We start from the raw sequence: 14272 nt of genomic DNA, 5'->3' as shown, positions 1-14272 counted from the left end.
AGTAAATTTAAAGATTTATTTGAAAATTATAAAACCAAGCCATGCGGCAAATAAACAAAGAAAGACATTTAAGAGAATATTTAACGCAAAATAAAGATAATTTCCACTTTGCAAAAGAAGTAAATTTTGATAAGAAAAAGTAGAAAAAGTTGTAAAAGCTCCTAAAAAACCTGTACTTATAAAGCTTTTAAGTAAAGGAGATAAACCTTTATTTTGCACATAAGAAAACAAAAGTCCTATGATAAAAGAACCCAAAACATTAACAAAAAGAGTTCCAAGGTTGATAGAATAAGGAAAAAATTTATTCACTAAATTAATAGAAAGCATTCTTAATATTGCTCCTATAAATCCCCCAAAACCAACAACTAAAAGGGTATTTAGCAAAGCTTAGCTCTTTCTTGCTCGAGCAATTCTTGCATTTTTTTTCTGGTGTTTTCAAGCCATTTTTCATCATTTGTATCGACTAAATCCATACAAATGATTTTAAGCACTCCACTGCTTGCACTAAAACTTTTTGTGTCTAAAATTTTTGCAGAATCCACAATTAAAATAGGCTGAACTTTAAGATTTAATTTTTCACTTAAAATTTTTGCTCCACTTTGAAATTTAAGCATTTTTTCATTTTTAGATCTAGTTCCTTCTGGAAAAATAGCCAAAACCCTATCTTCACTAATTCTTTCTTTTGCTTCTTTTAAAACTCGCACTAAATCACGCGGATTTTTTCTATCTATACAAAGAAGTTTTGGTTTTTTCATAGCAACTTTGAAAATAGGAATTTCTCCTAATTCTTTTTTGGCAATCCAGCATAAATTTTTAGGATATAATTCTTCTAAAGCGATAATATCTAAAGCACTTTGATGATTCATTAAAATCATCTGAGCTTGCGGATTAAAAGTGCCAATGATTTCTTGTTTATAAGAGATGGTGTATCTTTGAAATTTAGCCCAAATTTTGCGGATTTTCCAAAGTGTGTTTTGAGATTTTGTAAAGCAAAAACAAAAAACCACTAAAGCAACGCTTAAAACAAAAAAAATCCAAAAATAAAGAGCTTTAATTTTTTTGTAAATCATCTTTATTAATCCAACCTATTTTTCCATCAGAAAACAGTACTTTAATATAATTTTGTCTTTTGCCTAAAACTTCTACTTTTTCATCTGCATTTGCCGTATAAAAATAAGTTGAAGGCTCTGTAGGTAAAATTTTAGCCCTAGAACCAGCCTTGATAATCGCATTTTGAGTATTGGTATCTACAAGAAAACTAAGCGCAAAACAAACAACTGCCAAAGCCAGAATAATGTAATTTTTTCTCCATACAAATAAAGCTCCAAATAAAACCGCTAAAAACCATAAGGTATATTGTTTATAAATATTTAAGTCTTTATTTACAGGATTTAAATCACTCTGAGTGCTGATCTCATCGTCACTAATTTTTAGTTTTAAATTTATATTTTCAAGCTTTTTACTGTCCTTATTGAAATACGAAAATTCAAAATTTGTTTTACTTAATGGCAAAATAGCATAATAAAAAGCACTAGAAGCATTAAAATCCCCTTTTAAATTTTCAATGCCTTGCTTTTGAATTCCTTCTATAAAAAAGCTTTTAAGATTTGTATTGGTTGCGTTTAGTTCTACCATCATAATGATATTAGCATCATCAAAATAACTCGCTTTAACTTTTTTAATTTCCAAAGAACTTGCCACAAGGTGTGAAAAATCTTTATTGGATAAAGTATTTTCAAATTTGATAGGATTAAGATTGATATCAGCCTCTTGAAAAGCTTCATTATTTCTAAGAAGTTTGATAGAAATTTTACTCAAACTAGCATTTGAATTTTTAGCTTCAAACCATAAAGTTGTTTTATATTCGTTATTGATAAATTCCCATTTTGCATCTGGATTTAAAAAAGATAAATTAGTTTTTTCTACGCTTATGTTAAAATCAAATTTTGTATTTTCCGTAGTGCGAGCATAGATCGTAATAGGAAAAACTTCTCCAACATATACCCTACTTGGATATTCATCATTTGTAAGAACCAAACTCCCTTTAGCTATAAAAGGATCATCTACATTGCTTTCAAAGTCATTATTTTCATCGCTTGGCGGAATATTTTGATAAATTTTTTGTTCTTCTTGGGGTAATTTTTGTAATTCTTTTTGCATATTTTCATCTTGGCCGCTAAATACAGAAATTTCACCTCTGCCAAACAATACAACAACACTAAAAATTAAAGTTAATAAAATTTTCAAAATAAAAAGCCTTTAAGCATTTTCAAACCTAGATCATTACCTAGAACTTTTTCACAAGCACGCTCAGGATGTGGCATGAGCCCAAAGATTTTTTTGTTTTCATCACAAATTCCTGCGATATCAAATACAGAGCCATTTGGATTTGGCTCGTATTTTAGAGTAATAAGATCTTTATCTTGTAATTCTTTTAAAGTAGCCTCATCAGCGTAATAATTTCCCTCTCCATGAGCAATTGGTAAATTAATAATTTCATCTTTTTTGAAATTTTTCAAAAAGGCATTATCATTAGAAACTACTCTTAAATTTTGGTTTTTTGAGATAAAGCTAAGATTATTGTTATGCTTCATTGCACCTTTTAAAAGACCGCTTTCAAGTAAAATTTGAAAACCATTACAAATACCTAAGATATATCCTCCCTTTTTTGCATGATTAAAAACACCTTGCATAACAGGAGCAAGTTTTGCAATAGCTGCACATCTTAGATAATCTCCATAAGAAAATCCGCCTGGCAAAACAACTAAATCTGTATCAAATTCTTTTTCTTCATGCCAAACAATCTGCATTTTTACTCCAAGTTTTTCAAAGGCATAAGCTGTATCAAATTCACAATTTGTCCCTGGAAATCTAATAATAGCAACTTTCATTTTACTCTTTCTCAATTATAAGCTCATAATCTTCAATGACGCTATTTACCAACAACTCTTCACACATTTTTTTTACTTGTTCTTTGGCTAATTTTTCATCTTTCTCATCAAGAGAAATTTTGATTTGTTTTGCTATTTTTACTTCTTTAACACTATTAAAATTTAAAGAATGCAAAGCTTTTTCCACCGCTTTGCCCTGTGGATCTAAAACCCCATTTTTTAAAGAAATATTTACAATAACTTCCATATTTTTCCTTAATTTAATATTCTTTTTAAAACTTCTTCATAAGCCATTTTTACATTACCTAGATCTTGACGAAATCTATCTTTATCTAATTTTTCATTACTAAATTTATCCCAAAATCTACAACTATCAGGGCTTATTTCATCAGCTAAAACAAGCTCATTATCTTTAGTTAAACCCAGTTCGATTTTAAAGTCAATCAACCTTAAATTCTTATTGTCAAAAAATGGAGTTAAAATAGAGTTAATCTTTCTAGCTATATTTTTAATTTCACTAATTTGAGCTTCATTTTGCACTAAATTTAAAATCAAACAATGCTCATCATTGATAAAAGGATCGCCTAAGGCATCATCTTTAAGACAAAATTCCACCAAAGCAAAAGGTAGCACAGTGCCATCTTTAATGCCTAGTCTTTTTGTAAGAGAACCTGTTGCAACATTGCGTACTATAACTTCAATAGGAACAATTTTACATTTTTTAACCACTTGTTCTGTATCGCTTATAGTTTCTACCAAATGGGTTTTAATCCCATTTTCTTCGAGCAAATGAAAAATTTCAGTACTGATTTTACAGTTTAATGCGCCTTTTCCACTTTCATTGCCTCTTTTTTCTGCATTAAAAGCAGTTAAATCATCTTTAAACTCACTAATTAGTAAATTTTCATCATCGGTTTTGAAAAGTTTTTTACCTTTTCCTTCGTAGAGCATTTCTTTTTTTGTCATTTTATTGTCCTTGTTTAATATTTAAAATTTTAATAGTATCAATAGCTGATTTTAACTGTGCGTCATCATTGATTTGTTTTTGACTGATTAGATTTTTATTGTCTTTATTTTCTTGTTTATCTTCTTTTTTATTTTTATCTATTTTTTCAAGCTCACTTTCTAAATGTTGTTTTAAGTCGCTTTCTTTTATAGAAAAACCATCTTCTTGAGTATTTACTTTACCTGGAAAAACTTCAATATCAGGTTTTACACCCACTGCTTGAATAGTGCGCCCGCTTGGAAGATAATATCTTGCAATAGTAAGCCTTAAAGCTTCAGTTTTATTAATAGGTATGATTTGTTGAACACTACCTTTTCCAAAAGTATTTTCACCCACAATAACACCGCGTTTAAGATCTTGTAAAGCTCCACTTACAATTTCACTTGCACTAGCACTTCCACCATTTACAAGCACAACCAAAGAAGCATTAGAAATTTTGTTTTTAGGATCGGCTTTATATTCTTGATTTTCACTTGCGATGCGTCCTTTTTGAGAAACAATAACACCTTTATCTACAAATAAATTTACAAGTCCTATGGCTTGATTTAAAAGTCCACCAGGATTATTTCTAAGATCTAAAATAACTCCTTTAACATTAGAATATTTTTTAAGTTCTTTACTTGCCACATCTACAACATTTTTATCAAAATTTGTAACCCTAAGATAAAGAATGTTTTCATTTTCTATCATTTTTGCATAAACACTTTCTATCTTAATAATTTCTCTTGTAAGTGCAACATCAAAAGGTTTTGTTGCACCTTTTCTAAAAATGGTTAAAGTGATTTGAGTTTTTGGCTTACCACGCATTTTATCTACCGCATCATTGAGATTAATTCCTAAAGTGGCCTCATCATTAATTTTTAAAATAATATCTCCTGATTTTATCCCTGCTTTATCTGCTGGTGTTCCTTCTATAGGAGAAACAACTGTTAAAGCACCATCTTTCATACCTACGGTTATACCAAGGCCACCAAATTCACCATTGGTTTGAATTTTCATATCATTAAAATCTTTTTCATTTAAAAAAGAAGAATGCGCATCAAGATTGCTTAAAAGCCCTGATAAAGATTTATCCACCAAATCGTTGATATTTTGATCATCCACATAATATTGCTCTACTATGGCAAGAGTTTTTGTAAGCTTATCTAAAGCTTCTAGGCGTTTTTGAACCTGCTCTTCTTTTTGATCAACTTTAGCTTGTAAATGACTCGTTAAAAATAGACATAAAATAAAAGTAGTGGCAAAGCCTGCAAGACCTGCAAAAAATCGTTTTGTTTTCAAAATAAGCTCCATTATTGAGTTTTAGTTTAAAGAGTAAATTTTAATAAAAATTACTTAAAACTTCGTAAATAAATTTAAATTCTTAAAAATATGTTAAAATAGACTAAAAATTCCAAAAAGAAAGTTAATACAATGTGCCAAGAAAAACATACTCATACACATTCTCAAAAACATCTTAAAGCAGTTTGCAATCGTCTAAGTAGAACCATAGGGCATTTAAGTGCTATTAAAAGAATGGTTGAAAATGACAAAGACTGTAGTGAAATTTTAATCCAGCTTGCTGCCGTAAAAGCCGAAGTTAACAATACCGCAAAAGTAGTTTTAAAAGAACATTTAGCTCATTGTATGGTACATGCTATAGAAGAAAATGATATTCAAAGCATAGAAGAATTAAACAAGGCTATAGATATGTTTATGAAATAATCTAAAATTAGTCATTTGTCCTATTATTTAAAAAATTTTACTCAATTAACTTGACATTATATGACTAAAGTTATATAATGTCAAGTATATAAACTAAATAAAGGATAAAACATGGCAAATATACAAGATTTTTTAACTGATAATATGCTTTCAAACCTTGAAAGTGCAGCATCTTTAGCTATACATTCTAAAAATACCGAAGTCGTATCTTTGCACCTTTTATGGGCTTTAAGCGTAGATAGTACAAGTATTTTAAATCAAATTTTAAATAAATTAAATATTTCTAAAGAAGCCTTAGAGCTTGAAATTAAAAGCAGAATTTCAAAACTTGCAACGAGTTCAAATGTAAGCCGTGAAAATATACGCTTTTCCAATGAACTTATAAATTCATTAGAAAATGCTAAAGGATTGATGAGTGCTAATGGAGATAGTTATTTAAGTGTGGATACTTGGCTTATAAGTGAAAGTCAAAAAAGTCCTATTAAAGAAATTTTAGCGCAATTTTTAGATTTAAGAGAATTTCAAAAAGAGCTTGAAAGTCTAAGAGCAGGACGCAAAATAGATAGCAAAACAAGCGATGAAACCTTAGATAGCTTAAATAAATTTGGTATAGATTTAACCTTAAAAGCAAGTGAGGGTAAACTCGATCCTGTTATAGGTAGAGAAGAAGAAATCGAACGCTTGATGCAAATTTTAATACGTAAAACCAAAAATAACCCTATACTTTTAGGTGAACCAGGTGTAGGAAAAACAGCTATAGTAGAAGCTTTAGCGCAAAGAATTATCAAAAAAGATGTTCCAAAATCTTTACAAAATAAAAAAGTCATCGCTCTTGATATGAGTGCTTTAATTGCAGGTGCAAAATACAGAGGAGAATTTGAAGATAGATTAAAAACTGTGGTTAATGAAGTGATAAAAAGTGAAAATATCATTCTTTTTATCGATGAAATTCACACTATAGTAGGTGCTGGAGCGAGTGAAGGTAGTATGGATGCGGCAAATATTTTAAAACCCGCTCTTGCAAGAGGTGAACTCCATACCATAGGCGCAACTACTTTAAAAGAATATCGTAAATATTTTGAAAAAGATGCAGCCTTGCAGCGCCGTTTTCAGCCTGTAAATGTAGGTGAGCCAAGTGTTAATGAGGCTTTGGCTATGTTAAGGGGTATAAAAGAAAAGCTTGAAATTCATCATAATGTAACTATAAATGATAGCGCTTTAGTAGCCGCAGCTAAACTTTCAAAGCGTTATATAGCGGATCGTTTTTTACCTGATAAGGCTATTGATTTAATCGATGAAGCTGCAGCTGAACTGAAAATGCAAATTGAAAGCGAACCAAGTTCTTTAAGAAAAGTACGCAAAGATATAGAAACTTTAGAAGTTGAAAATGAAGCTTTAAAAATGGAAAATGACGAGAAAAATCAAAAAAGACTTAATGAAATCGCAAAAGAACTAGCTAATTTAAAAGAAAAACAAAATGCCCTAAATTCACAGTTTGAAAATGAAAAAAGTGTTTTTGATGATATAAGCACTAAGAAAAAAGAAATTGATCTACTTAAAAATGAAGCTTCTTTAGCTAAAGCTAGAGGTGAATTTCAAAAAGCAGCCGAGCTAGAGTATGGAAAAATTCCAAGTCTTGAAAAAGAAGTAGAAATTTTAGAAGATAAATGGAAAAAAATGAGCGAAAATGGAGTTTTACTTAAAAATCAAGTAGATGAGGATTTGGTTGCTGGAATTTTAAGCAAATGGACAGGTATTAGCGTGCAAAAAATGCTAACCTCTGAAAAACAAAAATTCTTAGAAGTGGAAAAACATTTAAAAGAAAGTGTCATAGGACAAGATAAGGCCTTAAGTGCTTTAGCTAGAGCCATTAAACGCAACAAAGCAGGACTTAATGCGGACAATAAACCTATAGGAAGCTTTTTGTTTTTAGGGCCAACAGGGGTAGGAAAAACACAATCAGCTAAAGCTTTGGCGAAATTTTTATTTGATGATGAAAAAGCAATGATTCGCTTTGATATGAGTGAATTTATGGAAAAACATAGTGTTTCAAGACTCTTAGGTGCGCCTCCAGGATACATAGGACATGAAGAAGGTGGAGAGCTTACTGAAGCTGTACGAAGAAAACCTTATAGCGTGCTTTTGTTTGATGAAGTTGAAAAAGCACATAAAGATGTATTTAATGTGCTTTTAGGGATTTTAGATGATGGTAGAGCAACCGATAGCAAAGGTGTAACAGTGGATTTTAAAAATACCATTATCATTTTAACTTCTAATATCGCCTCAAGTGCTATTATGAATTTAAGTGGAAAAGAACAAGAAGATGCGGTAAAAAATGAGTTAAAAATTTTCTTTAAACCTGAGTTTTTAAACCGCTTAGATGATATTATCACCTTTAATCCACTTGGAAAAGATGAAGCTTATGAAATAGTTAAGCTTTTATTTAAAGATTTACAAATGAGCTTAGAAAACAAGGGGATAAAAGCGAGTTTAAGCGAAAATGCAGCTCTTTTAATCGCTAAAGATGGTTTTGACCCTGATTTTGGTGCTAGACCTTTAAGAAGAGCTATTTATGATCTTATAGAGGATAAATTAAGCGATATGATACTTGCTGATGAACTTCATGAAAATGATAGCATTATCATTGATGCAAAAGATGATGAAATAATCATCAAAACAAAATAAAGCGAGATTTTATCGCTTTATTTTTGTAAGTATAAAATATAGAATACAAGATTAATGATAATGTTAATAAGACTGAATGCTAAAACAGCATAGGTGATATTTCTTACTTGTTCAATTTTGCGATAAAAATAACGATTACCTAAAATTGAATGTAATAATGGAAGTGAAAAATTTTTATAAAGATTTGTTTGCAAAATTTGATTATTAACTTTTTCTTTCGGTACAAATATGTGTATTAAAGCACCATAATCTCCTAAAATTTCTTGATGAACATATTGTAATTTTTCTAAAAAACGTTTGATATTGTAAAAAGATACTACCTCATTACTTTCAAGAAAAATAAATGGTTTATTGCGTAAAATCGTTTGTTCTGCCCCTTGCAATACTGCTAATTCCATGCCTTCAACATCAATTTTAATTAAATCAATTTTTTCTTGAATTGTAAAACTATCCAATGTATCACATTGGATAGTTCCTTTAGATTGACATTTTAATGTCATACCTCCATAATTTGATGGTTTTTCTTTGGTAAAATTAGCCTTTTCTCTTTTATTGGAAAGCCCATAGTTAAATAGAGTAATTTTATCTTCAAAATTGTTTATTTTAATATTTTCTTTTATTATTTCACACAATTTTGGATTAGCTTCAAAAGCTATAACTTCAATCCCTTTTGAAGCCAAAAATAAAGAATGATTGCCAACATTTGCACCAATATCAACAACAACCCTTTTTCTTGTTATTTTATCGTTCAAAGAAGAATTATTTATCTCATTACAATTTGACTCTAAAAATGTAAATATATTTTTTAAAATATCAAATTCATAAGGTTCATTGGTTGCCGAAATATATCTTTGTATCATATCTTTTTTGTAAAATGGCAGATACATTTTATAATTTAAAACTTGAAAATACATTACTTCTCCTTAAAGTTATAAAAATCAAAATAAAATCTCACTTTCATTAAATTTCATATTTGCTTTTGGTAATGGTGATTTGGTGGTATAATAAGCACTTTCTCCTTTATAATTTCCACGATAAACTCCATTAGGAATGCTAAATTTTCTAGTTGTATCAGGGAATTTTTCTATATATTGAGTTAAAAATTCTCTAAACACAGGAGCAGCCGTTCTAGCGCCACCTTCTGTATAACGCATAGGCTTGTTGTTATCATTTCCATACCAAATGATTGCTTCTATTTCAGGCGTAAGTCCACAAAACCAAGCATCAACACTTTTATTCGTTGTTCCTGTTTTTCCTGCTATTTCTATATCTTTTACTCTTGCATTACGCCCTGTGCCTTTTTCAACAACATTTCTCATCATATCTAAAACCAGAAAACTTTGCGCTTCATCGCTGACTTTACGCTCATTTGAGTTAAATTCCATGATGGTTTTACCGGTTTTATCCTGAACTTGTCTGATAATTTGAGGATCTTTAATCGTTCCATAGTTCCCAAACATGGTATAAAATTTCGAATACTCCAAAGGAGAAATACCAAAACTTCCCAATACGATTGATAAATTAGGCGGTATATCTTTAAATCCAAATTCCATTAGTTTAGAGTAAAGAACATCAAGCCCCATATCAAGTGCGAGATTAATGGTAGCTAAATTTCTTGATCTTGTTAAAGCTTCTTTTAAGGTAATTAAACCTAAAAATTTACCCCCTTCATTTTTAGGTTTCCAATCCTCATTATTACCCGCTCCACCTTCAAAAATTCTAGAAATATCAGCAATTTCACTCATAGGCGAATATCCTAAATTAATCGCCACTTGATACACAAAAGGTTTAAAAGAGCTTCCAGGTTGACGCATACTTTGAGTAGCACGGTTATAATTACTTTTTTCATAATCAACCCCACCTACCAAAGCTAAAACATCGCCACTTTGATGATTTACCACGACCATAGCTCCGTTTAAAGTGCTTAAATTTGCATCTTTATCGCGTTTTACTATCTCATCATAACCAAATTTCAAAGCATTCTGCGCCATATTTTGAACATCTAAGTCTATATTTAAAATGATTTTATATCCACCTGTTTTTAAGTCTTTGATATTAGGGCTTAATTGTTTAATCACTTCATCTACGACATAAGGAGCAGCATTTTGAGTAAGCGTGTCATCATAAACTTGCGGAATTTCTTTAATAGCTGTATCATAATCTGCTTTTGAAATCCAACCTAGATTATACATTCTTGAAATAACATTATTTGCTCTTGAGATGGAAAGATCTAAATGCTTTGTAGGATCATAACTGCTAGGTGCTTTTGGCATACCTACTAACATAGCAATCTCTTTAAGGCTTAATTCATTTAAATTTTTATGAAAATACCCCAAAGATGCGGTTTTTACTCCATAATACCCATGTCCAAAAAAGATAAAATTTAAATACCTTTCTAAAATTTGCTCTTTAGTTAAAATGGTTTCCATTTTATAAGCAAGCAAAGCTTCGCGAATTTTACGCGTAATAGTTCTTTCTGGGGTTAATTCTGTGTTTTTAATAAATTGCTGGGTAAGAGTGGAAGCTCCTTCCATGGTTTTTCCACCGCTTTTTATGATTTTTACAGCAGCTCTAAAAATGGCATCGATATTAACTCCATTATGTTCAAAAAAGCTTGTATCTTCTATAGCAACCAAAGCTTCTATAAGGCGTGGAGGAAGCTCTTCATAAGGAGCGTAAAAACGATGCTGTTCAAAAATATTAGCCACAAGCTTGCCATTTCTATCGTAAATTTGTGTTGTAAGAGGAGGTTTGTATTCTTTAAAAGTATAACCCTCAGTATCAGCACTTGTGAAAAGATAAGCCACATAAATAAATCCAGCTATAAACAAAAGAGTAAAAAATGAAAAAATATATTTTAATATTTTCATAAATAAGCCTTTAAAGTTTGGATATCAAGCCCTAAAGCAGTGCTTAGATTTCCTACTTGTTGGGTGATGAAATTTTGATGAAAACCCTCACACATAATACAACCCGCCTTGCCTTTATAAAGATCATTTTCTACATAATCTCTTAAAGCATTTTCATCAAAATTTTTAAAATAAAGCGTAGTTTTTGAAAGAGAAAAAACTCTTTTTTCAGGTTTTACAAGCAAAAAAGCCGATAAAATACTTGCATACTTTCCATTTTGCAAGGTAAGCATTTCATAAGCTTCTTTTTTATCCTTTGCTTTGGTAAGAATTTTTTCATCTATACAAACTATACTATCTGCAAAAAGCAAATTTTGGTTTTGAAAATCTTTGCCTAAAGCACTTAAAAATTGTCTTTCTTTTTCAAGAACTATTTTTTGAACATATAAAAAAGGTGAAATATTTTTATTTAAATTTTCATCATAATCAAAACTAACTTGCCTAAAATCAATCTTTGCGGTTTTAAGCAAGTTAGCTCTTGAAATGGAACTTGAAGCAAGAATTAACATTAAAGTGCTTTTTCTATCGTTTCTAAGCTTTGTTTTAAAGCTTCATCAATTTTGTTTAAATCTTTTCCACCTGCAGTAGCAAAATCATCTCTTCCGCCACCATTTCCACCTAAAATTTGCGCCGCTTCTTTAACTAAAGCTCCTGCTTTTAAAGGCACATCTTTAACGCCAGCTGCTAAAGTGATTTTTTCATCTTTTACTTGGATAAGTAAAATCACCGCTTTAGCAAATTTGTTTTTAAAATCATCAATCATAGCTTTAATATCGCCATTATCTACGCGTTTTACGCAAATTTCAACACCTTGGATATTTTTAGAATCAAGCTCGGTTTTACTTGAGTTTTTAAGCTCATTTTTTAAACTTAAAATTTCATTTTTAAGCTTTTTGAGCCCGCTTAAAATATCATTATTTTTAAGCTCATCTTTTGCTTTAGAAAGTTCTTCAAGTTGATTTTTTACAAATTCTAAAGCCGCTTTAGAAACCACAGCTTCAATGCGTCTAACTCCAGCACTCACACCACTTTCTTTAACTATGTAAAAACTTCCTATTTGAGCAGTATTTTTAACATGAGTTCCCCCGCAAAGCTCCTTGCTTTCACCTAGAGTTAAAACACGCACATTGCCTTGGTATTTTTCATTAAACAATGCTATAGCGCCGCTTTTTTTAGCTTCTTCTAAAGGCATATTTTCTAATATAGCTTCACTTGAGTTTATAATCATTTCATTCACTCTTTTTTCAATGCTTTCTAGCTCTTCTTTGCTTAAAGCTTTATGATGAGTAAAATCAAATCTTAGTTTATTGCTTTCAACTAAAGATCCTGCTTGGCTTACATGAGAACCTAAAATTTCTCTTAAAGCATGATGTAAAAGATGAGTAGCTGAGTGGTGGCGTGCGATTTGTTCTCTTTTTTCTGTATCGATTTTTGCATGAACTATATCGCCAACTTTTAGTTCTTCACCTGCTTTTATAAAGCTAAGATTGAGATTAAAAAACTTTTGCGTATCTAAAACTTCACGCTTAGCTATAAATCCACTATCAGCACTTTGCCCTCCACTTGTTGCATAAAAAGGTGTGTTTTCAAGCATCACCCAACCCGCATCTTTAAGAGTAGAAACTTCTTTAAATTCTTCATCTAAAAGGGCTAAAATTTTACTTTCGCATTCTGCTTTTTCATAACCTACGAAATGATTTTCTCCAAATTTTTCAAGCAAGTTTTTAAAATCTCCGCTTGCAGTTTTATCTCCACTTCCTTTCCAAGAAGCCTTAGCGCGTGCTTTTTGCTCATTCATTAAAAGTTCAAATTTTTCTTCATCAACTTTAAGGTTTTTTTCTCTTAGCATATCAGCTGTTAAATCAAGCGGAAAACCATAAGTATCATAAAGCTTAAAGGCTACTTCTCCGCTAAAAATTTCTTTAGTGTTTTTAAGCTCTTCATTAAAAATTTCAATCCCATTTTCTATAGTGCTTAAAAATCTTTCTTCTTCAAGGCGAATTTGTTCTTTTATAAAGTCTTTTTTCTCATTAAGATAGGTATAATGTCCGCCCATTAAATCGCACACAACATCAACTAGTTTATACATAAAAGCTTGTTTAAAACCTAGCAAATATCCATGCCTTAAAGCACGACGCAAAATACGACGCAAAACATAGCCTCTGCCTTCTTTGTCAAAACTTACCCCTTGCGCAAGTAAAAATACACTTGATCTTATATGATCGGCTATTACTCTAAAACTTGCTCCACTTTCATAAACATAAGTTTTATTACAAAGTTTTGAAATTTCATTGATGATTGGCATAAAAAGCGAGCTATCAAAATTACTAAATTTACCTTCTTTAATCGCTGTTACCCTTTCAAGCCCCATTCCTGTATCAATACTTGGCTTTGGCAGTGAGCTAAGCACTCCATCAGCGCTTCTTTCGTATTGCATAAAAACAAGATTCCAGATTTCTAAAAATCTATCTCCATCTCCACCCATATAATCTTCGCTTGAGTTAAAATGCTCTTGTCCTTGGTCATAAAAAATCTCACTACAAGGACCACAAGGACCAGTATCGCCCATTTGCCAGAAATTATCTTTATCACCAAATTTGTAAATTCTTTCTTTTTGAATGTGTTTTTGCCATAGATTAAAAGCTTCATCATCGTTTTCATGCACGGTTACATAAAGTCTATCTTTAGGTAGTTTTAAAACTTCAGTTACAAATTCCCAAGCATAAGCTATGGCTTGTTCTTTAAAATAATCTCCAAAGCTAAAATTTCCAAGCATTTCAAAAAAAGTATGATGGCGTGCGGTATATCCTACATTATCTAAGTCATTGTGTTTTCCACCCGCTCTTATACAAGTTTGACAGCTTGTTTTGCGTGGAGGGTTTGGGCGTGGAAATTCTCCTGTAAATATACTTTTAAAAGGCACCATACCCGCATTAGTAAAAAGTAAAGTTGCATCATCAGGAACTAAAGGACTTGACGGGGTTATCTCATGTCCTTTTGATGCAAAAAAATCCAAATAAGCTTTTCTAATATCCATGAATTTTCCTAAAGAAATTTTTATAAAAACATATCATACC

Annotated in this window: 12 protein-coding genes and 1 pseudogene; 2 read left to right on the top strand and 11 right to left on the bottom strand. The window is 30.8% G+C overall.

Annotation, left to right across the window (positions count from 1 at the left end):
• Positions 1-15 precede the first annotated feature (15 nt).
• The 7 genes and pseudogenes from crcB to AJ886_RS06145 form a co-directional block, all read right to left on the bottom strand.
• Positions 16-384, bottom strand: a complete 369-nt coding sequence (crcB, locus tag AJ886_RS06175) for a fluoride efflux transporter CrcB (protein ID WP_070276576.1) — start codon at positions 382-384, stop codon at positions 16-18.
• Positions 378-1070: a lysophospholipid acyltransferase family protein gene (locus tag AJ886_RS06170; RefSeq protein WP_070276579.1), complete on the bottom strand. Its 693-nt coding sequence runs from the start codon at positions 1068-1070 to the stop codon at positions 378-380. Before AJ886_RS06170 ends, crcB begins: the two co-directional genes overlap by 7 nt.
• Entirely contained in the window at positions 1051-2247 is a 1197-nt protein-coding gene (locus AJ886_RS06165; RefSeq protein WP_070276581.1) for an SH3 domain-containing protein, read from the bottom strand. The genes AJ886_RS06170 and AJ886_RS06165 overlap by 20 nt, the downstream gene beginning before the upstream one ends.
• Positions 2219-2891, bottom strand: a pseudogene (gene purQ / locus AJ886_RS06160) (phosphoribosylformylglycinamidine synthase I). Before purQ ends, AJ886_RS06165 begins: the two are co-directional and overlap by 29 nt.
• A gap of 1 nt (position 2892) precedes the next feature.
• Positions 2893-3138, bottom strand: a complete 246-nt coding sequence (gene purS / locus AJ886_RS06155) for a phosphoribosylformylglycinamidine synthase subunit PurS (protein ID WP_002858611.1) — start codon at positions 3136-3138, stop codon at positions 2893-2895.
• Between the two features lie 8 nt (positions 3139-3146).
• Positions 3147-3857: a phosphoribosylaminoimidazolesuccinocarboxamide synthase gene (gene purC, locus AJ886_RS06150; RefSeq protein ID WP_070276585.1), complete on the bottom strand. Its 711-nt coding sequence runs from the start codon at positions 3855-3857 to the stop codon at positions 3147-3149.
• A gap of 1 nt (position 3858) precedes the next feature.
• Complete coding sequence (locus tag AJ886_RS06145) at positions 3859-5193, bottom strand: S41 family peptidase (protein WP_083267246.1); 1335 nt, start codon at positions 5191-5193, stop codon at positions 3859-3861.
• A gap of 117 nt (positions 5194-5310) precedes the next feature.
• Between AJ886_RS06145 and AJ886_RS06140 the strand changes: the two genes are divergently transcribed.
• Positions 5311-5601 carry a metal-sensing transcriptional repressor gene (locus AJ886_RS06140; protein WP_002859054.1) on the top strand — a complete coding sequence of 97 codons (291 nt, stop codon included), beginning with the start codon at positions 5311-5313 and terminating at the stop codon, positions 5599-5601.
• Positions 5602-5712: 111 nt separating this feature from the next.
• Complete coding sequence (locus AJ886_RS06135) at positions 5713-8286, top strand: ATP-dependent Clp protease ATP-binding subunit (protein WP_070287395.1); 2574 nt, start codon at positions 5713-5715, stop codon at positions 8284-8286.
• A 17-nt stretch (positions 8287-8303) separates the two neighbouring features.
• Here the strand turns inward: AJ886_RS06135 and AJ886_RS06130 are convergent, their stop codons facing one another.
• From AJ886_RS06130 to alaS, 4 genes are read right to left on the bottom strand one after another with little or no spacing between them, the layout of a single operon-like run.
• Positions 8304-9200, bottom strand: a complete 897-nt coding sequence (locus AJ886_RS06130) for an FkbM family methyltransferase (protein ID WP_070287393.1) — start codon at positions 9198-9200, stop codon at positions 8304-8306.
• A gap of 24 nt (positions 9201-9224) precedes the next feature.
• Positions 9225-11156 (bottom strand): penicillin-binding protein 1A, encoded by a 1932-nt coding sequence (locus tag AJ886_RS06125; RefSeq protein ID WP_070287390.1) that lies wholly within the window; start codon positions 11154-11156, stop codon positions 9225-9227.
• Entirely contained in the window at positions 11153-11704 is a 552-nt protein-coding gene (maf, locus tag AJ886_RS06120; protein WP_070287388.1) for a septum formation inhibitor Maf, read from the bottom strand. The genes AJ886_RS06125 and maf overlap by 4 nt, the downstream gene beginning before the upstream one ends.
• Positions 11704-14232: an alanine--tRNA ligase gene (alaS, locus tag AJ886_RS06115; protein WP_070287384.1), complete on the bottom strand. Its 2529-nt coding sequence runs from the start codon at positions 14230-14232 to the stop codon at positions 11704-11706. Before alaS ends, maf begins: the two co-directional genes overlap by 1 nt.
• Positions 14233-14272 lie beyond the last annotated feature (40 nt).

This window comes from Campylobacter sp. BCW_6465 (genome assembly GCF_001762815.1).
Classification (GTDB): Bacteria; Campylobacterota; Campylobacteria; order Campylobacterales; family Campylobacteraceae; genus Campylobacter_D; species Campylobacter_D jejuni.
The sequence above is the reverse complement of the archived record's forward strand: the minus strand, read 5'-3'. Positions and strand labels throughout refer to the sequence as shown.

What these genes read in the sequence shown, in the direction of transcription:
- alaS (WP_070287384.1), bottom strand. Translation starts at nt 14,232, where the DNA reads ATGGATATTAGAAAAGCTTATTTGGATTTTTTTGCATCAAAAGGACAT.
- purS (WP_002858611.1), bottom strand. Translation starts at nt 3,138, where the DNA reads ATGGAAGTTATTGTAAATATTTCTTTAAAAAATGGGGTTTTAGATCCA.
- AJ886_RS06125 (WP_070287390.1), bottom strand. Translation starts at nt 11,156, where the DNA reads ATGAAAATATTAAAATATATTTTTTCATTTTTTACTCTTTTGTTTATA.
- AJ886_RS06170 (WP_070276579.1), bottom strand. Translation starts at nt 1,070, where the DNA reads ATGATTTACAAAAAAATTAAAGCTCTTTATTTTTGGATTTTTTTTGTT.
- purC (WP_070276585.1), bottom strand. Translation starts at nt 3,857, where the DNA reads ATGACAAAAAAAGAAATGCTCTACGAAGGAAAAGGTAAAAAACTTTTC.
- AJ886_RS06140 (WP_002859054.1), top strand. Translation starts at nt 5,311, where the DNA reads ATGTGCCAAGAAAAACATACTCATACACATTCTCAAAAACATCTTAAA.
- maf (WP_070287388.1), bottom strand. Translation starts at nt 11,704, where the DNA reads ATGTTAATTCTTGCTTCAAGTTCCATTTCAAGAGCTAACTTGCTTAAA.
- AJ886_RS06135 (WP_070287395.1), top strand. Translation starts at nt 5,713, where the DNA reads ATGGCAAATATACAAGATTTTTTAACTGATAATATGCTTTCAAACCTT.
- AJ886_RS06130 (WP_070287393.1), bottom strand. Translation starts at nt 9,200, where the DNA reads ATGTATTTTCAAGTTTTAAATTATAAAATGTATCTGCCATTTTACAAA.